General features: G+C 67.6%; 18 protein-coding genes. 7 read left to right on the forward strand and 11 right to left on the reverse strand.

From position 1 onward, the window contains the following. Positions 1-2: 2 nt before the first annotated feature. The gene (locus tag ACAH41_RS25630; RefSeq protein WP_325650764.1) at positions 3-764 is read right to left on the reverse strand and encodes a glucose 1-dehydrogenase; all 762 of its coding nucleotides are present in this window, start codon (positions 762-764) and stop codon (positions 3-5) included. 104 nt (positions 765-868) lie between these two features. Between ACAH41_RS25630 and ACAH41_RS25635 the strand changes: the two genes are divergently transcribed. Next, positions 869-1795 (forward strand): LysR family transcriptional regulator, encoded by a 927-nt coding sequence (locus ACAH41_RS25635; protein WP_325650763.1) that lies wholly within the window; start codon positions 869-871, stop codon positions 1793-1795. Here ACAH41_RS25635 and ACAH41_RS25640 read toward each other — a convergent pair. Together ACAH41_RS25640 and ACAH41_RS25645 are read right to left on the reverse strand one after the other, a co-directional pair. Further along, the gene (locus ACAH41_RS25640) at positions 1792-2739 is read right to left on the reverse strand and encodes a class I SAM-dependent methyltransferase (RefSeq protein ID WP_325650762.1); all 948 of its coding nucleotides are present in this window, start codon (positions 2737-2739) and stop codon (positions 1792-1794) included. The two genes, ACAH41_RS25635 and ACAH41_RS25640, sit on opposite strands and share 4 nt — an antisense overlap. A 57-nt stretch (positions 2740-2796) precedes the next feature. Further along, positions 2797-3543, reverse strand: coding sequence for an SDR family oxidoreductase (locus ACAH41_RS25645; RefSeq protein WP_325650761.1), 747 nt, complete (start codon positions 3541-3543; stop codon positions 2797-2799). A gap of 108 nt (positions 3544-3651) precedes the next feature. Here ACAH41_RS25645 and ACAH41_RS25650 point away from each other — a divergent pair, with 108 nt between their 5' ends. Beyond that, positions 3652-4566, forward strand: a complete 915-nt coding sequence (locus ACAH41_RS25650; RefSeq protein WP_325650760.1) for an AraC family transcriptional regulator — start codon at positions 3652-3654, stop codon at positions 4564-4566. 12 nt (positions 4567-4578) lie between these two features. On the opposite strand, the gene ACAH41_RS25655 is transcribed toward ACAH41_RS25650, so the two are convergent. Further along, entirely contained in the window at positions 4579-6591 is a 2013-nt protein-coding gene (locus tag ACAH41_RS25655; RefSeq protein WP_325650758.1) for an AAA domain-containing protein, read from the reverse strand. Positions 6592-6789: 198 nt separating this feature from the next. Between ACAH41_RS25655 and ACAH41_RS25660 the strand changes: the two genes are divergently transcribed. Beyond that, the gene (locus ACAH41_RS25660) at positions 6790-7026 is read left to right on the forward strand and encodes a hypothetical protein (RefSeq protein WP_325650756.1); all 237 of its coding nucleotides are present in this window, start codon (positions 6790-6792) and stop codon (positions 7024-7026) included. A 143-nt stretch (positions 7027-7169) separates the two neighbouring features. Here the strand turns inward: ACAH41_RS25660 and ACAH41_RS25665 are convergent, their stop codons facing one another. Beyond that, positions 7170-8702, reverse strand: coding sequence for a methyl-accepting chemotaxis protein (locus tag ACAH41_RS25665; protein ID WP_325650755.1), 1533 nt, complete (start codon positions 8700-8702; stop codon positions 7170-7172). A 277-nt stretch (positions 8703-8979) separates the two neighbouring features. On the opposite strand from ACAH41_RS25665, the gene ACAH41_RS25670 reads away from it, so the two are divergent. From ACAH41_RS25670 to ACAH41_RS25685, 4 genes are all read left to right on the forward strand, one after another. After that, positions 8980-9216: a hypothetical protein gene (locus ACAH41_RS25670; RefSeq protein ID WP_325650753.1), complete on the forward strand. Its 237-nt coding sequence runs from the start codon at positions 8980-8982 to the stop codon at positions 9214-9216. A gap of 193 nt (positions 9217-9409) precedes the next feature. Then, positions 9410-10906 carry a serine hydrolase domain-containing protein gene (locus ACAH41_RS25675; RefSeq protein WP_325650751.1) on the forward strand — a complete coding sequence of 499 codons (1497 nt, stop codon included), beginning with the start codon at positions 9410-9412 and terminating at the stop codon, positions 10904-10906. A 227-nt stretch (positions 10907-11133) separates the two neighbouring features. Further along, positions 11134-11370 (forward strand): hypothetical protein, encoded by a 237-nt coding sequence (locus ACAH41_RS25680; protein ID WP_325650749.1) that lies wholly within the window; start codon positions 11134-11136, stop codon positions 11368-11370. Positions 11371-11756: 386 nt separating this feature from the next. Beyond that, on the forward strand, positions 11757-13130 hold the full coding sequence (locus ACAH41_RS25685) for an ATP-binding protein (protein WP_325650747.1): 1374 nt from the start codon (positions 11757-11759) through the stop codon (positions 13128-13130). Here ACAH41_RS25685 and ACAH41_RS25690 read toward each other — a convergent pair. From ACAH41_RS25690 to rhaS, 6 genes are all read right to left on the reverse strand, one after another. After that, positions 13127-14509, reverse strand: a complete 1383-nt coding sequence (locus tag ACAH41_RS25690; RefSeq protein WP_325650745.1) for an FGGY family carbohydrate kinase — start codon at positions 14507-14509, stop codon at positions 13127-13129. The two genes, ACAH41_RS25685 and ACAH41_RS25690, sit on opposite strands and share 4 nt — an antisense overlap. A 327-nt stretch (positions 14510-14836) precedes the next feature. After that, positions 14837-15160, reverse strand: a complete 324-nt coding sequence (locus tag ACAH41_RS25695; protein WP_325650743.1) for an L-rhamnose mutarotase — start codon at positions 15158-15160, stop codon at positions 14837-14839. Positions 15161-15164: 4 nt separating this feature from the next. Beyond that, a complete protein-coding gene (locus tag ACAH41_RS25700) occupies positions 15165-16148 on the reverse strand; it encodes an ABC transporter permease (RefSeq protein ID WP_325650742.1) in 984 nt (327 codons plus the stop codon). Further along, complete coding sequence (locus ACAH41_RS25705; RefSeq protein WP_325650739.1) at positions 16145-17152, reverse strand: ABC transporter permease; 1008 nt, start codon at positions 17150-17152, stop codon at positions 16145-16147. Before ACAH41_RS25705 ends, ACAH41_RS25700 begins: the two co-directional genes overlap by 4 nt. Then, positions 17149-18738 carry a sugar ABC transporter ATP-binding protein gene (locus ACAH41_RS25710; RefSeq protein ID WP_325650737.1) on the reverse strand — a complete coding sequence of 530 codons (1590 nt, stop codon included), beginning with the start codon at positions 18736-18738 and terminating at the stop codon, positions 17149-17151. Before ACAH41_RS25710 ends, ACAH41_RS25705 begins: the two co-directional genes overlap by 4 nt. A 291-nt stretch (positions 18739-19029) precedes the next feature. Continuing rightward, entirely contained in the window at positions 19030-20019 is a 990-nt protein-coding gene (gene rhaS, locus ACAH41_RS25715) for a rhamnose ABC transporter substrate-binding protein (RefSeq protein ID WP_325650735.1), read from the reverse strand. Positions 20020-20155: the final 136 nt, after the last annotated feature.

A 20155-nucleotide genomic window follows, 5' to 3' on the forward strand; every position in this document is an offset into this window, starting at 1 on the left:
ACTCACTGCGCCGTGTAGCCGCCGTCCACCGCCACCGACTGGCCCGTCAGGTAGCGCGCCTTGTCGCTGGCCAGGAAGACGATGGTCTGCGCGATCTCCTCGGGCTGCGCCGCGCGGCGGGCCGGGATGGTCGCCAGGAAGCCGGCCTTGTTGGACTCGTTGTTGCCGACGAAGCGGTCCAGCATCTGCGTGGCGACCGGGCCCGGGGCGACTGCGTTGACCCGCACGCCGGCTCCGGCGCCTTCCAGCGCAGCGCTCTTGGTCAGGCCTTCCACCGCATGCTTGCTGGCCACGTAGACCGAAGCGCCTGGGATGCCGACCTGGCCGGCCATGGACGAGACATTGACGATGGCGCCCGCGCCCTGCTTGAGCATCACGCGCATCTGGTGCTTCAGCGCCAGCAAGGTGCCCAGCACATTGGTGCTGAAGGTGGCTTCGTAGTTCTCGGCCGTCTGCTCGGTGACGGCGCCCAGCGTGCCTTCGGTGCCGGCGTTGTTGACGGCCACGTCGAGCCGGCCGAAGCGTTCGACGACCTGGTCGACCAGGCCGCGCACGTCGGCTTCCATGCGCACGTCGGCCCGCAGGTATTCGGCCTGCACGCCCAGCGCGCGCAGCTCCGTGGCCAGCGCCTGGCCGGCTTCGTCGCGGCGGCCGGAGACGACCACGCTGGCGCCTTCGCGGGCAAAGGCCAGCGCCGTGGCGCGGCCAATGCCGGTGAGCGCGCCGGTGATCAGCACGACGGGGGTGTGGGTTGCGGTGTTCATCTGGGTTTCCTTCAAGGGGTGAATCGATGGGTTGGACTGTGATTCGCGCCCGCCAAACGCACTAGCCAGCCAATCCGCCTAACATCCAGTCCTATCTGGAATGAATGAAGGCGAACGACATGGACCGGCTGGCAGCCATGCAGACCTTTGTGCGCGTGGTCGAGAGCGGCAGCTTCTCGGCCGTGGCGCGCGAGACGCAGTCCACGCAGAGCGCGGTGAGCAAGCAGGTGGCGGCGCTGGAGCACGCGCTGGGCGCCAGGCTGCTCAGCCGCACCACGCGCTCGCTGGCGCTGACGGAAGCCGGCAGCCGCTACTTCGAGCAGGCGCGCCGGCTGGTCGGCGAAATCGCCGAGGCCGAAGGCGCGGCACGCGAAGGCGAGCAGCAGCTCAGCGGCTGGCTGCGCGTGGCCTCGTCGGTCGCCTATGGCCGGCTGAAGCTGCTGCCGCTGGTGAAGAGCTTCCTGGCCGCGCATCCGGCGGTGAAGATCGACCTGCGGCTGGACGACGGCTTCGTGGACCTGGTGGAGCAGGGCATCGACGTGGCGGTGCGCATTGGCGAGCTGGCCGACAGTTCGCTGGTGGCGCGTCGCGTGGGCAGCACCCATCGCGTGCTGCTGGCCAGCCGCGAGTACCTGCGCGCGCTACCGCCCGGCCTGCAGGCGCCGCGCCTGCCGGAAGACGTGCTGCAGCACAACTGCATCGTCTACTCCGAACTGAACAGCGCCATCAGCTGGACCTTCACTGCCGGCCCGGGCGCGCCAGTGGCCGTGGGCACCCAGGTCACGTTGCGGGCTCAGGGCAATCTGCAGACCGACAGCAGCGAGGTCATCCGTGCCTCGGTGCTGTCCGGCATGGGCATCGGCCAGGCGCCCACCTGGCTGTTCGAGGCAGAACTGGCTTCCGGCGAGGTGCAGCGGCTGCTGCCGGACTGGCCCGCGCCGCCGCTGCCCATCCACCTGGTGAGCCCGCCGCAGCGCCGCCAGTCGGCCAAGGTGCAGGCTTTTGCGGCGCATGTCGCCGCAGGCAGTTAATCGGCCTTCATCAGCGGCGGCGCGCGGTACACCAGCACCTTCAGTGAGCGCTGGTCAGACACGTCGGCAAACGCCGGCGGGTTGGCCACGCGTTCCACGAACGTCAGCTCCGGCGCCAGTTCACGCATCGGGTCCTGCAGGAAAGCCGGCCCCAGTTCCGGCGCATTGAGGCACAGCAAGACGTGGCCGTCTGGTTCCAGCAGGTCCGGCAGGCGTTTGATGAGCCGGGCGTAGTCCTTGGTCGCGACGAAGCTGCCTTTCTGGTAGCTGGGCGGGTCCACGATGATCAGCCCGTAAGGCCCGCTGCGCGTCACCTTGCCCCAGGAGCTGAACAGGTCGTGCGGCAGGAAACTGGCGTTGGCGGACACGTCATTGAAGCGGTGGTTCTGCTGGCCGATGCCCAGCGCGCCCTGGCTCATGTCCAGGTTCACCACCTGCCGCGCGCCGGCCTGCAGGGCCACCACCGAAAACGCGCAGGTGTAGGCGAACAGGTTCAGCACCCGCACGCGATGGTCTTCGGTGGTGTGTTCGGCCACATGCTTGCGCACCCAGCGCCGGCCCTCGGCCATGTCCAGGAACAGGCCGTGGTTCTGCCCCTTGCCCACGTGCACCCGAAAGCGTGCCCCGTCTTCGCTGACCCAGTGCGGGTCCGGCACCGCGCCGGCCATCAGCTGCGTGCTGCTCTTGCCTTCGTGCCGGCACTGGAAGACCCAGTTCAGCGGCTGGCCCGGCGCCAGCTGTGCCCAGCGCTGCGCCAGCGCTTCGCCCACGGCGGCCAGTTCCTCGTCCGCCACAGGCTGGAAGCTGGTCAGCACCCACACGGGCGGGAAGAAGTCCAGCGACAGGTGTTCGCAACCGGGATGCAGGCCACCGCGGCCGTGGAAGATGCGCTGGGCGTCGGTGGAGAGGGCCATCGTGCGGATGGCGTCGAGCAGGGCTTGCATGAAGGCGTGTGGCGAGGCGGCGAGCGCCAGATTCTCGCTGCTGCCGGCGAGGCAGCTTCAGCGTACCCCCGCCAGCGCCACCGCGTCCGCGCCCGCCGGCAAGCGCACGGGGCACGACGGATCATTCGCCGCGCGCCAGATGGCCGCCACCACATCCTCCGCATGCGTCACCGGGCCTTGCGATTGGCCCATGGCCGTGAAGACGCCTTGCGCGAATTCGGCATACGCCTGCGGCACGCCGCCCTGCATGCGCGGCTGCGCGTTCTTGCCAAACGAGGTCTCGGGCGAGCGCCCTGGCAGCACCAGGTTGACCCGCACATTGAACGGCCTCAACTCCAGCGCAAGCGACTCGGTGAAGGCGTTGACCGCTGCCTTGCTCGCGGTGTAGACCGAGAGCAGCGGCAACGGCAGCAGCGTGGTGCTGGACGACACGTTGACGATGACACCGGACCGCCGCTGCCTGAACTGCGGCAACACCGCCTGCGTCAGCATCAAGGTGCCCATGGTGTTGGTCTCGAAGATCTCGCGGGCCAGGTCCATCGAACTGCCTTCGAAGACGCCCAGCAGGCCGATGCCGGCGTTGTTGACCAGCAGGTCGATCGGCCCTGCCGCCGCCACCGCCTGGCGAATGCTTTCGGGGTCCGCCACGTCCAGCGCCAGCATCCTCAGGCGCTCGGACTTCGGCAGCAGGTCTTCGCGCGGCGTGCGCATCGTGGCGATGACCTGCCAGTCGTTGGCAAGGAAATGCCTGGCGGTTGCCAGGCCAAAGCCGGACGAGCAGCCGGTGATCAGGATGGTTTTCATGAGGGGTCCTTTGAAGGATTGCGGGGACTTGCGATGAACAGACGATAGGTTCTACAGTCCGGACGGTCCACAATCAAAAGTCCGAATTCATTGTTCGGAAGTCCGACGATGGTCGATCCACTGACCGAGGTGGTTTCGCTGCTGCAGCCCGGCGCCCGGTTCTCCAAGATCGCCAGCGGCGCAGGCGCCTGGACCGTGCGCCGCTCGGAAGCCGGCCAGCCGTTCTATTGCGTGATCCTCGAAGGCGCGTGCCGTCTCGAAGCCGACGGCCACGCGCCGATCACGCTCGAACGGGATGACTTCGTGCTGATCCCGTCGGCTCACGGTTTCACGATGTCGGGCCTGGAGTCGCCCACGCCCGGTGGCAACGCCCCATCGACCGTCACGCTGCTGCCTGGCGAAACCCGGCACGGCCGGCCCGGTGGCCCTGCCGAGGTCCGCCTGCTGGTGGGCTACTGCGGCTTTGCCTCGCCAGACGCGGCGCTGCTGGTCACGCTGCTGCCCGAGCTTGTGCACGTGCGCGGCCAAGCCCGGCTGGCCACGCTGGTGCAGCTGGTGGTGGACGAATCGCGCGAGCAGCGGCCGGCGCGCGAGGTGGTGCTGGCGCGCCTGCTCGAAGTGCTGTTCATCGAGGCGCTGCGCTCAGGCGCCGGCAGCGCCAGCTCGCCTGGCCTTGCGCGTGGCCTGGCTGACGCGCGGGTCGCGGTCGCCTTGCGCCACATGCACGAAAGCCCGACCCGGCCGTGGACAGTCGCCTTGCTGGCCAAGGAAGCCGCACTGTCGCGCTCCACCTTCTTCGAGCGCTTCAGCCGCGCGGTGGGCATGGCGCCAATGGCCTACCTGTTGGCCTGGCGCATGGCCATGGCCAAGCAACTGCTGCGCGCCAGGCAAGCCGGCATTGCCGAGGTGGCGCAGCGCGTGGGCTACAGCTCGGCCAGCACCTTCAACGTGGCGTTCACGCGCCACGTGGGCCTGCCGCCCGGGCGCTATCTGCGCGAGCAGCTGGATGCGGCCGGTCCGTAGCGGTGGCGGTGTTCAGCCGCGCGCCTTGGCGCGCCAGAACTCGGCGTCGAACAGCTGCTCGGCGCCGCTGCGCTCGTTGACCAGCCAGAACTGCGTCCCGTCCGGGCTCAGCCGCGAGACCTCGCCGGTGTGGCGCCCGGCGCTCACGCGCAGGCCCAGCGCATTGGCCGGGAAGCCGGGCTGGCGCGCCAGGGCCAGCAGCGGCACGGCTTCGCGTGTGTCGCTGCCCAGCTTCAGGCGCTGCACCAGCGCGGCCAGCATCGGGTTCGTGACGTCTGCCGCCGACAGGTAGACCAGCACCTTGGCCTGCGCCCGGCTGAGCGCCACGTTCAGCAGGCGCTGCGCTTCTTCGGTCTGCAGGAAGGGCTGGGCGCCATCGGCGGGGTCGAACAGGACCGCCGGCGCCTCGCTGCCTTGCGCCCGGTGCACCGTGCTGACCTTCACCGTTTCCGGCACGCCGTGGGCCCACAGCCGCTGGCGGATCAGCGCCCGCTGCGCGCGGAACGGCGTCAGCACGATCAGCTCCTGCGGCTGCCATTTGCCGCTGGCCAGCGCGGCGGCTACTGTGGTGGCGATCAGCTCGGCCGACTCGCGGCGCACCGGCCCGCGCTCCGCGGCCGACCAGGCGCCATCGGTCTTCAGGCGGTGCACATGCACATGCGTGCTGGCGTCCGCGTCGCCCAGCGCGCGCTGGCGTGCCGCCAGCCAGGCAGGCGAGGCCAAGGCGTCGTCGGCCACGCGCTGCGCGCCGTCGTAGAACAGGTCGCTCACCAGCTCGCTGATCGGCCCCGCCATGCGCGACTGTTCGTCCAACAAAGCCACGGAAGCGCCGCGCGGTGGCATCTCACCAAACGCCGAGCGGCCCAGCCAGCGGCGCGCCAGCCGGTCGTCGCTGCGCAGCACCGGCGAGAGCTGCTGCGGGTCGCCGGCAAACAGCCGCGCACGGCCCAGCGGCATCAAGGCCAGCGCATGCGCCAGGCTCACCTGGCTGGCCTCGTCGAACACCAGCAGGTCGAACGGTGGTTCGTCGTCTCCAGGCGCCAGCTCGCGCAGCGTCTTCAGCGTGAAGGCTGCGCGCGTGGTGGTCATGCTCACCAGCCGGCAGCTGCGCAGCACCTTCAGCGACTGGGCGCGCAGCTCCTCGCGCAGCGCGGCCAGCCGGTCCGCCCAGGCTTTCAGCTTCGCGGCCTCCCGCGGGGACGGCCGCGCCGCCTCGGCCCGCGCCAGGCGGCCAATCAGGTCGTGGTCGTCCGTCGGCAGCAGGTGCTCGCGGCCGGCGTAGGCCGCCGCGTCGAAGCGCGTGCCGAGGCGGCGCACGGTCGACCGCAAGGTTTCCCTGCGACCTTTCTGCAGCGCCTTGTCCACCGCCAGCGTCGCCAGGTCCACCGCCTGGTTGGTGGTGGACAGCAGCAGCACGCGCGCCTGCGGCCGGCGCTCCAGGTACTCGGCCAGCATCACACCCAGCGTGGTCGTCTTGCCGGTGCCAGGCGGCCCCCACAGGAAGCCGCTGCTGGCCCTCGGCAGCGACAGCGCCTGCCGCTGCGCCGGCCGCAGCCAGCGAAACGGTTCGCCGGTCAGCACCGCTCCGTCGGCCAGCACTTCCGGCCGCGCCAGATCCGGCAAGCAGTCCAGCGCCCGTTCGGCCCAGGGCGTGTCCCACCAGGCATCCGCCACCGCATTCAGGAAGCGCGGCGGGTACAGGCGGATCAACAGGTCAGTCCCCGGCGGCGGCGAACTCGCGTTCTGCAGCACCAGCTGGTCGTCTTCCACCACCACCGCCAGCACGCTGGCGCCGCCTTTCTCCGGCGAGCCCCACCAGGCCGAAGCCCCATCCAGGCTGTCGTCCAGCAAGGCCTGCGCCGAAGCCTGCCCCGGCCGTTGCCCCTCCGCAAACACATACCCCGGCGCCAGGGTCACGCGCCACAGCGCACCTTCGCGCTCGGTGCGCAGTACCTTGAAGTCGTAGTACTCAGGCGTGGCCGCCAGCTCGGCGTTCAGGGCCGTGCGAAGGTCGGCGAGGCTCATGGGGAAAGCTGGATGAAAGGCCAGTCGGCGGGCAGGGGGCCGGACTATAGCGGGCTGGCCCACGCCACCGCTCATCCCGTCCTGGCAGCGCTCCGCGCCGCCTTCCCTGCAGTTCGTCGCAAGCCGCTCGCGGCGATCGGCCCGGCTTCATAAAGTACATCCATCGACACCCCAACAGCCACTGACTGGAGCCCGCAAATGACCACCACTAACACCCGCTTCTCTGCCGTTTCCAGCACCGCTCGCCTGAGCTTCGCCGGCTTGGCTGCGGTGGTCACGTTGGCTGTCCTGGGCAGCGTCACGCAGATCGCTGGCGCCCAGGTCAAGGAGGCCCAGCTGGCCCAGGCGCGCAGCGATGCAGCGCTGGTCGCGATGGCCCATCAGGCGGACGCGGCGCCGGTGCAGATCGTCGTCGTGACGGGCAAGCGTGCCTGATCTACGCGCCAGAACCCGATTCGCGCTCCCACTCAAAGCCCCGCATTGCGGGGCTTTGTTGTTTGCGCGACCCGCGTCCACTTTGGGGGGCGCATGGAGGCGGCCGACCCGGCGTCCAGACCGCCGGGACGTGAAAGCGTCGTTCAGGCCTTGGCGCGCAGCCTGAAAGTGCCGACCACGCCGGAAAGCCGCACCACCTGGTCTTTCATCGACTGCGCGGCGGCGGCCGATTCCTCCACCAGCGCAGCGTTCTGCTGCGTCATCTGGTCGAGCTGGTTCACCGCCATGTTGATCTGGCCGATGCCCGCTGACTGTTCGCCCGCGGCGCTGGTGATCTCGCCGACGATGTCGGCGACCCGCTGCACCGAGGTGACGATTTCCGTCATCGTGCGGCCGGCATCGGCCACCAGGCGCGAGCCACCTTCCACGTTGTCCACAGAGGCGCCGATCAAGGACTTGATCTCGCGCGCCGCGGTGGCGCTGCGCTGCGCCAGGCTGCGCACTTCGCTGGCAACCACGGCGAAACCGCGGCCCTGTTCACCGGCACGCGCCGCCTCCACTGCGGCGTTCAGCGCCAGGATGTTGGTCTGGAACGCAATGCCGTCGATGACGCCGATGATGTCGGCGATCTTCTTTGAGCTGGTGTTGATCTGGCCCATGGTCGAGACCACCTGCGCCACCACATTGCCACCACGCTGGGCCACCTCGGCCGCCGAAGTGGCCAACTGGTTGGCCTGGTGAGCTGCATCGGCCGCCTGTTTGACGTTGCTGGTGAGCTGCTCCATCGACGAGGCGGTTTCCTGCAGGCTGGAGGCCGTTTGTTCGGTGCGCAGGCTCAGGTCGTGGTTGCCGGTGGCGATTTCGCTGCTGGCGGTGTTGATGCTTTCGGTGCTGGCGTGGACTTGACTCACCAATTCCTGCAGTCGGTGCTGAGTGCGCAGCAGTTCGCCCATCAGGCTGCCGGCCGGGGGCACCACCGCAAGCTCGAAGCCGAGGTCGCCGTCGGCCATGCGGCGCAAGGCCTCGCGGGCCCCGGCGGGATCGCCGCCGAGTTCACGCGCCACCGTGCGGCGCATCGCCCAGCAAAGGCCAACCGCTACCGCAGCCGCCACCACCGCCAGCGCAAGCGTCAGCACCGTCGTCTGGTTGGCGCGCTGCTTGGTTTTGGCATGTGTCTCGATGGCGGTCTTGCGACCGGCGTCAATCTGCTCGAGCAGCTTGGCGCGCAGGCTGCGCCAGGCCGGTGTCTCGCCGGCAGTCAAGGCCTTGGCCGCCGCGGCTGGATCGGTGCTCACCAATCCCAGCACCACCTTCTGTTTGGCGGCCAGCCCCTCGCGCAAGGGCGCCAGGCTGTCCAGGCTGGCCTGGGCCGGCGTGCCACGCACGGCCTGCCCGGTCTCGGCCCTGGCCTTTTCATAGCCGGCTTCGGCGCTCGTGAAGTTGTCGTAAGCCTTCTTGTTGGCAGGGTCGAGCACGATGTTGCGCAGCGCCTGACCCATCTGCAGGCCCTGTGCATACATTTCCGACAGGCCGCTGGCGGCAGCCTGCTCGGTGCTGATGTATCGGTCGAACTCGTCCTGTGTGCGCACCAGGCTCCAGAGGCCGGTGGAGAGTGCGGCGATGAACAGGGCTGCCGGCACCGCGGCGCAGACGAACAATCGAGAGCTGAAGTTCATGCAATGCTTCCAGAAGTGCGGCGCCCATGGCGCCGCTGTGGTGGTTGCCGGGGCTCGGATGGCGCCGCAATGCAGGGATATCGGCTGCCCGGCCAGGTATTTGAGTGCGGCCGGCTCGCGGACCATGGCTGGCGTGCCCCACGCCACCGCTCATCCCGTCCTGGCAGCGCTCCGCGCCGCCTTCCCTGCAGTTCGTCGCAAGCCGCTCGCAGTGATCGGTTTGGTTTCATAAAGTGCATCCATCGACACCCGAACAGCCACTGACTGGAGCCCCTAAATGACCACCGCCAACACCCGCTTCGCCTCTGTTTCCAGCACCGCTCGCCTGAGCTTCGCCGGCCTGGCTGCGGTGGTCACGTTCGCGGTCCTGGGCAGCGTCACGCAGATCGCCAGTGCGCAGGTCAAGGACGCCCAACTGGCCCAGGCCCGCAGCGATGCCGCGCTGGTCGCGATGGCCCGGGTGGCTGATGCAGCCCCGATGCAGATCGTGGTTGTGACGGGCAAGCGTGCCTGAGCTGCCAGTCAGCATCCGATTTGCGCTCCGACTCAAAGCCCCGCATCGCGGGGCTTTGTCGTTTTTGGGTGCCACGGCCTGCATCGACGCTGTCTCTTGGTACAACCCACGGCGGCGGGGCGCTGTTCCCCGCCGGGCAAGTCGCCAAGGCGGACGCCGCCGCGCTTGCTGCCCATGACGAAACGCTCCTTCGATGAAACACCAACAACAACGCATGTCGTGCGGCGCGCTCCTTCTGTTGGCGCTGTGCCTGCAGGTTCACGCGGCCGAGCCCACGGTCTCCGAACCGCCCGCATCAACGGCCGACGAGGCGCGCATTTCACGGGTGGCGCAAGGCCTGTCCACGCGGGTCGTGGTCAAGGATTCGCCGAACCGCAAGATGGCCATCGCCGAGCGCATGGCGTTCCATCAAGTGCCGGCTGTCAGCATTGCCGTGATCGACCACGGCCAGGTCGCATGGGCACGTGCCTACGGCGTGCTCGATGCCGCGAGCCAACGACCCGCGACGACCACCACGCTGTTCCAGGCGGCGTCCGTCAGCAAGGCCGTCAGCGCCATCGGCGCGTTGCGCCTGGTCGAACGGGGCAAGCTCTCGCTGGACGGGGCGGCGAATCGGCAGCTGTCTGCTTGGCAGATTCCGGGCAATGCGTTCACCGCGGGCCATGAGGTCAGCCTGCGCATGCTGCTCAACCACAGCGCGGGCCTGTCGGTGCACGGCTTCGATGGCTATGAAACCGGCCAGAAGATCCCGACGCTGCCGCAGGTGCTCGATGGCCTGCCGCCTGCGAACTCCGCCCCGGTCCGTGTCGAGGCCGTGCCCGGCAGCGCGTGGCGCTATTCCGGCGGCGGCTTCAGCGTCGTCCAGCTGATGATGAGCGAGGCCAGCCAGCAGCCGTTCGAGCAGTACATGCAGGCGGCAGTGTTGAGCCCCTTGGGCATGGCCCACAGCACGTTTGCGCAGTCGCTGCCGCCCGGCTGGCGTGAACTGGCGGCGACCGGCCACAGCGCCGACGGCACGGCCGTCAAAGGCGGCTGGCACGTGTACCCGGAATCCGCCGCGGCCGGTTTGTGGACCACGCCCACTGACCTGGCGCGTGTCATCACCGAAGTCCAGCGTGCGGAGGCCGGCCAGTCCAACAAGCTGCTGTCGCGCGGCATGGCCTCGACCATGCTGACCCGCGGCCTGGGCGAATACGGCCTGGGCTTCTTCGTCGAAAACCTGGGCCAGACCACCAGCTTCAGCCACAGCGGCGGCACCGAAGGCTTTCGCTCGCAGGTCTACGGCTACACCCGCTCCGGCCAAGGCGCCGTGGTGATGACCAACGGCGCAAACGGCGCCGCGCTCATCGACGAAGTCCTCTGCAGCATCGCCGCCGAATACGGCTGGCCCGAATTCCAGGTGACCGAGAAACTGGCCGCCAAGCCGGACGCCGCCGCAAACAAGGCGGTGGCTGGCAGCTACCAACTGCTGGCCAAGCCCGCCCAGGTGATCGCCGAAGGCGAGCACCTTTACTTCCAGAGCGACCTGTTCGGCCCCAAGCGCATGGAACTCTTCCCAGAGTCCAAGACCGCCTACTTCATGACGGCGCAGGACATGTCGATTCGCTTCGAGTTGACGGGCGACGGAACGGCGGCTGGGTTCTCGCTCATTCGCGGGGCGAATTCGTACTCGGGGACGAAGCAGAAGTAGTCCGGGGCTGTCGTCCACCAACGCCTGCGCCGAAGCCTGCTCCAGCCGCTCGCCTGCCGCGTTGCGTACCCACGGGCAAGCCCATTCACCCTTGCCGCCGCTCATCTCCGCCGACAGCGCTCCGCGCCGCCGCCCCTGCAGTTCATCGCAAGTCGCTCGCGGTAGTTGGTCCGTCTTCATAAAGTACATCCATCGACACCCCAACAGCCACTGACTGGAGCCCGCAAATGACCACCGCCACCACCCGCTTCTCTGCCGTTTCCAGCACCGCTCGCCTGAGCTTCGCTGGCTTGGCTGCGGTGGTCACGTTTGCAGTCCTGGGCAGCGTCACGCAGATCGCAGGTGCTCAGGTCAAGGAAGCTCAGCTGGCCCAGGCTCGCAGCGATGCGGCCTTGGTCGCGATGGCCCGGGTGGCTGACGCAGCCCCGCTGCAGATCGTGGTGGTGACGGGCAAGCGTGTCTGAACTGCCAGTCAGCCAGCAACCGATCCGCGCTCTGACTCAAAGCCCCGCATTGCGGGGCTTTGGTGTTTCAGGGAGCGGTAGCCCAGGCGCTTGTCCGAATCTGCATTCCTTCACCGACGGCCTTCCCGCCACTTCACATTTGCACCAGCGGTGTTCGGCGGCGAAATTGAAGGACTGCGGGACGGCGAGGGGGGACCTAGCCCTCGGCGCGGAGGGGTGCAGGCCACGGCCACTCCATGCCGCCAATTCCAGCCTGCGCGCTTGGCGGATAAACGCTATTCGTTAGGCCTCACAGCCCACCCATCGGCAGTAGCTGCTGAGCCCCTTCCTGCAGCACACGGTAAGCTTGTGGGTTGCGGTCCCCACAGGGCCGTGAGGAAAGCTGAATGCAGACTGCAACATTGACGGCCCATGAGGTCGAGAAGCTCTTCGCTATGGTTGAGAGCCACTTCTTGGATTTCAAGGCGAAGGCGATCGCACCTGGAAAGCTGACGCGAAGCATCGCTGCCTTCGCCAACTCGGACGGCGGGGAGTTGTTCGTCGGCATACAAGAGCCCTCTGCAGGTGGACCGAAGACGTGGGACGGCTTTGATGACCAAGAGTCAGCAAACGGCCTCTTGCAAGTCATCAACGCGGTCTTGCCGCTCGGCCAAGGCTGCCGCGTGACGTGGCTCGAGGCTGAGGGGCGGCCGGGCGGTGTTGTTCAAATCGAGGTTCACAAGAACCGCGACATCATTCGCACGACCAACAACGAGGTGTACATCCGCCGAGGTGCCCAGAACCTGCCCATCTCGCAGCCCGAGGCGCTTGAGCGTCTTCGTCTGAACAAGGGACTCTCGTCCTTCGAGACTATGACGGTAGATGCTAAGGATGAGGCAGTCACTAACAGCGAAGAGACGATCAGCTTCATTCTCGAGATTGTTCCGCATCAAGAGCCAGACCGCTGGCTGCGAAAACAGCAACTCATCATTGACGACAAACCAACGGTCGCGGGAGTAGTCCTCTTTGCCGACGAGCCTCAGGCGCTGCTGCCAAAGCGGTGTGGCATCAAGGTGTACCGGTATCGAACCGCTGCCGACGAGGGAACGCGGGAGGCGTTGGACGGGGTTCCGCGTACGGTGGAAGGCTGCGCCTACCGACAAGTCTATGAGGCAGTCGCCATGACCAAGACGATCATCGAGGGCATCCGAAGGATGACCCCGCAGGGACTGGATTCAGTCGAGTATCCCGAAGAGACGCTGCACGAGATCATCACGAACGCTGTTCTTCACCGCGACTACAGCATTCCCGATGACATCCATATTCGGATCTACGACAACCGAGTCGAGGTTGAGAGTCCAGGTAGTCTGCCGGGCCACATTACGCCGCATAACATTCTCGATGAGCGATTCGCTCGTAATGGCAACATCGTTCGGGTCATCAACAAGTTCCCCAATCCCCCAAACAAGGACGTCGGTGAAGGGCTCAACACAGCCTTTCGCGCGATGAAGTTGCTTTATCTGAAAGAGCCAGAGATCGTTCAGAGAGAGTCGAGCGTGCTCGTCGTCATCCGGCATGAGCAGCTTGCATCACCGGAAGAACGAATCATGACGTTCTTGGAGTCGCACGACTCCATCAGCAATGGCGAGGCGCGCGAGATATGCGTGATCCGCGAAGACTGGCGCATCCGTTCGATATTCGCTCGTATGGTCGCCGCCGGGATGATCGAAAAGGTCCCGGGAAGCATGACCAGCAACACGGCCTATCGAAAGATTGGCTAACTAGGGTGGCGCCGATTAGGGCCTTTTTTCAGGGACTTCCTCGCGCGTAAATTCCCGCCGTCGGACTGTCCCAGGAGCCAGGCACCGCGTGCAGTGCCTTCCACATCGTCCTGGCTGATCACCAACCTCCGCGGTTCGATGAACCTGCCGAGTGCTTCGCAGAACGCCTTATTCGCCGCCAACGGTCCCTCAAGAATCAAACTGTCCGCGGCAGCCTGCGGGTCTAAACGCTGAACCATCGCTGCGGTCACCTCCGCACAGTAAAGCGAAGCCAACGCAGGCCGAAGCGCAAGCGGTACGGCATCAATCGAAATTTCGATACCTCGCCGCAGCACCCGCCCCCGCTGCCCCGGAAACGGCCCGCCAGTCTCCGTAAACGCCGGCACCGCCTTCCACCCCTCCCGCATCACCTCCGCCAGCGCCTCCACCGTCGCCAACTCCGGCGACGCCTCTCCACACAACACGGCGAACTCCCGCCCGCCCATGAACCGCGCAGTCGGCACCGGCCGGCCATCGACCGCGACGTTCACGAGTTCATCGCGCGTGGCATCCAGGCCTTCAACCGAAGCCCCCGGCGCCATCAGCACGCACCAGGTGCCGGTTGACAGCACCAGCGCGTTCGGGTCGCTGCGCAGGTAGCGGGCGAGGCAGGCGTTGCTGTCGTGGGAGCCGGCCATGACTTGGATGTCGGGGGGCAGGTCCAGGCGTTGGGCGAGGGCGGGGCGCAGGGTGCCGATGGCTTCCCAGGCGCGGCGGATGGGGGCGAAGCGGGCGGCCAGGCCTGCGCGGTAGGCCCAGGGGCTGAAGTCGGCTTGGGTGGGGGACCAGAGGCCGGTGTGGCAGCCGAGGGACGAGACTTCGCTGCAGGCCACGCCGCTGAACCACCAGGCCCAGTATTGGGGGTAGGGCAGCCAGTGCTGGACGCGGGCGCAGGCCTCGCCGTGGTGGCGCTGCAGCCAGTGCAGTTGCAGGCCGGCGTTCAGGCCCATGGGCAGGAAAGGGGTGCCTGTTTCTTCGAAGGGGTCGGCCAGGGCCTGCCATTCGGCTCGGGTGTCGCCGTAGCCGTCCCATTCGTAGTCCATGGGCGGCAGCACCAGGCCCTTGGCGTCATCAATGCCGCAGAAGGCGGCGCCGTGGGTGGTGATGGACAGGCGGCGGATGGCGCGGCGGCGGGGCAGCTCTGGGATGGTGGCCAACAGCCAAGCTTCCAGTGCAGGCACGCCGAGGGCGGTGTAGCCGGGGCCGGGGGTGCTCTGGTTGGGCTGGACCTGGCGGGCCACGACCTCGCCTGCGGCGTCGATCAGCACCAGCTTGGCGTGGCTCTTGCCGATGTCCAGGACCAGGGTCAGATCGTCGTCGGGGGGCAGGGGCTTGTTCATTTTGAGGTTTTCAGAGTGCCTGACACAGCTCCCCGTTCGGGCTGAGCCTGTCGAAGCCAGACCCTTCGACAAGCTCAGGGCGAACGGTTCAGGAACCTACCCTTCGACAGGCTCAGGGCGAACGGTACGGGAACCGACCCTTCGACGGGCTCAGGGCGAACGGTACTGGAACCGGCCCTTCGACAAGCTCAGGGCGAACGGTAGGGGAGCCGACCCTTCGACGGGCTCAGGGCGAACGGTACGGGAGCGAGACCCTTCGACAGGCTCAGGGCGAACGGATCTAAAACTCAGTTGAACGGATTCAATACGTCTCGGATAAGAGAAACCTCATTCGTCCATGTGGAACATGCAGGGCAGGGGCTCGACGACGGGGGAGCCGTCTTCGTTGGTGCGCATCAGGTCGGCCATGTGGGCCCACCAGCGGCGCATCACCGGGTGTTCGGGCAGGCTGGCTGTCGTGTGGCCGGGGCGCAGGCGTTGCACGGCGAACAGCAGGTGGTATTCGGCGTCCAGGTAGATGCTGTAGTCGTGCACGCCGCTCTCGCGCAGCAGCGCGGCCAGTTCGGGCCAGAGGGCGTCGTGCCGGCGGCGGTATTCGTCCGCCTGGCCGGGGTTCAGGAACATGCGGAAGGCGCGCTTTTCATCGGCCATTGCTTCACGCTCCTTGCACGCGCAGGCCAGTGGGCGCTTTCAGGCGGCGCAGCAGGCGCGGCAGCACCATCGAGACAATGAGCAGCGCGCCGACGATCATGGACATCACGATGCCGGGCACGTTCAGCATGCCCAGGGCGAAGGTGAAGCTGCCCAGCAGCACGGCGGCGAGGACTGTGCCCAGCACGCTGCCGCGCCCGCCTTCGATGGCCACGCCGCCGAGGATCACGATGGTCACCGCGTCCAGCTCCCAGCCCATGGCCAGGTTGGGGCGGGTGCTGCCAATGCGGCCGGTGAGCAGCACGGCGGCCAGCGCGGCCATGATGCCGACGAAGACAAACAGCGCGAAGCGGTAGCGGTTGACCGCCACGCCGGAGAAGCGCGCGGCCACGGCGTTGGCGCCAATCGCGTAGATGCGCCGGCCGTGCACCGTGCGGTGCAGCAGCAGGCCGACCGCGACGGCCGCGAGCAGCAGCACCGCGAACTCGATCGGCACGATCAGCTTCTCCACCCCCAGCAGGTCGCCCAGCGTGCCGTTGCCCCAGGTGCTCAGCGTTTCGGGATAGCCGGTGATGGCCTGGTCGCCCAGCAGCACCAGCGCGAGGCCGCGGTAAAGCGACAGCGTGCCGATGGTGACGACGATGGATGGCAGCTGCAGGCGCGTGACCAGCCAGCCGTTCAGCGCGCCGCAGGCGATGCCGGTGGCGAGGGCAGCCAGCAGCATCAGCGGCAGGCCGGCGCCGGCCTTCATCGCAAAGCCCATCGCCAGCGAACACAGCGCCATCGTGGCGGCAACGGAGAGGTCGATCTCGCCCGAGACGACCAGCAGCGCCATCGCCAGCGCGATCAGCCCCTTCTCGGAGAAGTTGTAGGTGCTGTCGGCCAGCGCAAAGGGCGAGAGGAAGTTGTCCACCGTGAGGCCGAACAGCAGGTAGACCAGCACGATGAGCGCGAGCAGCACGCGCTCCCAGGTGTCGAAAGCTTTCATGCGGCAACTCCTGCGGTGACCGCGGTGTGCTTCGTTTCGAGGATCTGCCGGCCGCCCTTGGCTTGGCTGCGTGCGTTCAGCGCCACCGAGAACAGGATGACGGCGCCGGCAATCGCCTGCTGCCAGAACGGCGAGACCTGGATCACCGGCAGCGCGCCATTGACCACGCCGATGAACAGCACGCCCAGCACCGCACCGGTCACGCTGCCAATGCCGCCGGCAATGCTCACGCCGCCGATGACGCAGGCGGCGATCACCGTCAGCTCGTAGCCCGCGGCGAGCTCGGTGAAGGCGATGGAATAGCGGCCCACCCACAACAGGCCGCTGATGCCGGCGAACAGGCCGGACAGCGTGTAGGCCATCATCACGCGGCGGTTGACCGGGATGCCGGCATAGGTGGCGGCGGAAGGGTTGCCGCCCAGCGCATACAGCTCGCGGCCCTCGCGCCGCCAGCGCAGCAGCCAGGCGGTGGCGGCCACGGCCAGCAGCGCCAGCCACAGCAGGGCCGGCAGGCCGAGCCAGGTTTCGCGCGGCAGGCCTTTGATGAGCGGGTGGATCTGGTGGTCCGAAATCCACGCGCCGCCGCTGGCCAGGAAGATGGCGCCGCGGTAGGCCGACAGCGTGCCCAGCGTGACGACGATGGGCGGCAGCGAAAACGCGGTGATCAGCACGCCGTTGACGGCGCCCAGCAGCGCGCCGATGACGGCTGCCAACAGCAGCAACATCGGCAGCGGCATGCCGGGCCAGGCGCGTGCGGCCAGCGCGCACAGCATGCCGGTGAGCGCCAGGTTGGACGCGGCGGACAGGTCCACGCCGCGTGTGAGCAGCACCAGCATCTGCCCCATCACCAGGATGGCGAGGATGGCCGAGTCGTTGGCAATGTCCAGCGCATTGCGCAGCGTGAGGAACACGGGGGCGCGCAGGCCGACCGCGATGGCGACGACCGCGATGATGGCGAGCAGCACGCCATCGCGCCGGGAGATCAGGGACGTGGCGAGTTTCATGCGGCCAGCTCCGGTGTGCAGGCCTTGGCAGGCACGGCGTCGCGTGGCGCGTGGCCGCCGTCCAGCCCGGAGGCCGCCGCAACGATGGCTTCGGCGTCCGCCTCGCCGCGTGCGAATTCGGCCACCTGCAGGCCGCGGCGCATGACGATGGTGCGGTGCGCCAGGTGCATCACCTCGGGCAGCTCGGACGACACCAGGATGACGGCCAGGCCTTGCGCCACCATCTCGGCAATCAGCTGGTAGACGGCCTGCTTGGCGCCCACGTCGATGCCCTTGGTCGGCTCGTCCAGGATCACGATGCGCGGGTTCAGACCCAGCCACTTGGCGATGACCACCTTCTGCTGGTTGCCGCCCGAGAGCCCGGACAGCGGCGTGTCCGCGCCGGCGCACTTGATGCGCAGCCGCTCGATCATGCGGGCGGCGAGGCTTTGCTCCCGCGCCTGCGAGAGCCACGGGCCGCGCGAGAGCCGCTCGTTGCCGGCCGCACGTGGACCGGCGAGTGCCGCCAGGCTGATGTTGTGCATCACCGAAAACGACAGGATGCCGCCCTGGCGCTGGCGTTCCTCCGGCACATAGGCCAGGCCGGCGCAGATCGCGTCGGCCGGCTCGTTGATCTTCAGCGTCTTGCCGTCCAGCTTGACGTTGCCGGTGACACCGGGGTTCAGCCCCATCAGCGCCAGCATCGCCTCGCTGCGGCCGGCGCCGACCAGGCCGTAGAAGCCCAGGATCTCGCCGCGGTGCAGCTCGAAGTCCAGCCCGTCGAACTCGGTGGGGTGGGACAGGCCCTTGACCTGCAGCAGCAGCTCGCCGCGCTGGTCCGGCACGTGCGGGTAGATGTCTTCGATCTTGCGGCCGGCCATCAGCGCGACCAGCTGCTGCTCGTTGGCCTTGTCCATCGCGCCGGTGCCGACCGAGGCGCCGTCCCGCAGCACCACGTAGCGGTCACACACGGCGAAGATCTCGTCGAACTTGTGGGTGATGAACAGGACGGCAACCCCGCGGCTTTTAAGGCCCTGCACGATGCCGTAGAAGTCGCGGATCTCCGCCTGCGAAAGCGCGGCCGTGGGTTCGTCCAGGATCACCACGCGGGCCTGCTGCGACAGCGCGCGGGCAATCTCGATCAAATGGCGCTGCGCCAGGCTGAGCTGGCGCACCGGCGTGGTGGCGGCAAAGCCTGCGCCCACCTGGTCCAGCGCCTGCTGGGCTTCGCGGTTCATGCGCGCCCAGTCGATCACCCGGAAGCCGCGCGGGCCTTTCATCGGCTGGCGGCCGATGAAGATGTTCTCGGCCGCACTCAGCTCGTCGAACATCACCGTTTCCTGGTGCACCGCGACGATGCCGGCCGCCTGCGCGGCCTGGGCATTGGCAAAGCGCAGTGGCTGGCCGTCCAGCAGGATCTGGCCTTCGTCAGGCGCGTACACGCCGGTCAGCAGCTTGACCAGCGTGGACTTGCCGGCGCCGTTTTCGCCGATCAGGGCCAGCGCCTGGCCGGGCACCAGCTCCAGGTCCACGCCGCGCAGCGCGTGCGTGGGCCCGAAGCGCTTGTGAAGGCCCCGCAGCGAGAGCAGGGGAGGAGATGCGTTCATGAGAAATGCTGTGTTCCGTAGCGGCTGAGCATCCGCCCCCCCGTTCGGGCTGACTACCCCCCCGTTCGCCCTGAGCTTGTCGAAGGGGGCTTCGACAGGCTCAGCCCGAACGGAATTCGGGTGGTCGAGTGTTCCAGGCGCGTGGCCCCACCATCCGTTCGGGCTGACTACCCCTCCGTTCGCCCTGAGCTTGTCGAAGGGGCTTCGACAGGCTCAGCCCGAACGGGGAGGGCGGCTCAGGGCCAACGGTTCAGGAACCCTTCGACAGGCTCAGGGAGAACGGGGAAGGGCTCAGAAAATCTTCGCGAAGCTGTCCACGTTGCTGGCGTCGTAGGTGAAGGGCTCGGCCATCGCGGCTTCGTTGTCCTTGTCCAGCGTGGCGGTGCCCACGCGGCCCATGCTGAGCTTGCCGCCTGGCTCGGCCTTGGCGCCCTTGACCAGCGCTTCGGCGATCTGCACGCTGGCATAGCCCAGGTCGATCGGGTTCCAGATGGCAAAGGACTTGACCGCGCCGCTGTGCACATGGCCGGCCATTTCCGAAGGCAGGCCCAGGCCGGTGACAAACACCTGGCCGACCTTCTTCTCGTCCTGCACGGCCTTGCCCGCGGCGGCCACGCCCACGGTGGTCGGCGCAACGATGGCCTTCAGATTGGGGTAGCTCTTGAACAGGCCTTGGGCCTCACGGTAGCTCTTGTCGGTCTGGTCGTCGCCATAGACGACGTTGACCAGCTTCAGCTTGGCGTGCGAGGGCTGGGCCAGCACCTTCTTCATCTCGGCGATCCAGACGTTCTGGTTGGTGGCCTGCGCGGTGGCGGACAGCACGGCGATCTCGCCGCCGCCGCTGCCGGTGACCTGCTCGGCCATCTTGACGAGCTTCTCGCCGATCAGCGCGTTGTTGGACGGCGCCAGGTGCATCAGCCGGCCGTCCTTGCGGATGCCGGAGTCGAACGAGATGACCTTGATGCCGCGCTGCATCGCCTTCTTGGTGATGGGCACCAGCGCGTCCGGGTCGTTGGCCGAGATGATGATGGCCTTGACGTTCTGGTTGATCAGCGAGTTGATGATCTCGATCTGGCCCTCGGCCGTGGGCTTGGCCGGGCCGGTGTAGATGATCTCGACGTCCTTCAGCTCCTTGGCGGCCTCCAGCGCGCCCTGGTGGGCCGCGTCGAAGAAGCCGATGCCCATGGACTTGACGACCAGTGCGATCTTGTCGACCGCGAAGGCCGGGGCCGTGAGGAACGCGGACAGCGCGACCGCGGCGAGCTTGAATTGAATCTCCATGTCTTGTCTCCTGCTTTCTTTCTCTGTGGTGGCCGGCCGTGGCTGCATGCCCATGACCGGCGGGAACGGGCCGACTGTTGCAGCGGCCTTTTCTTGTGTTTCGTATTCCGAATTCGGTGTTCCGCGTTCCGTTTTC

The sequence above is a fragment of the Ideonella sp. genome (assembly GCF_041287625.1).
In the GTDB taxonomy this organism is placed as follows: domain Bacteria; phylum Pseudomonadota; class Gammaproteobacteria; order Burkholderiales; family Burkholderiaceae_C; genus Ideonella.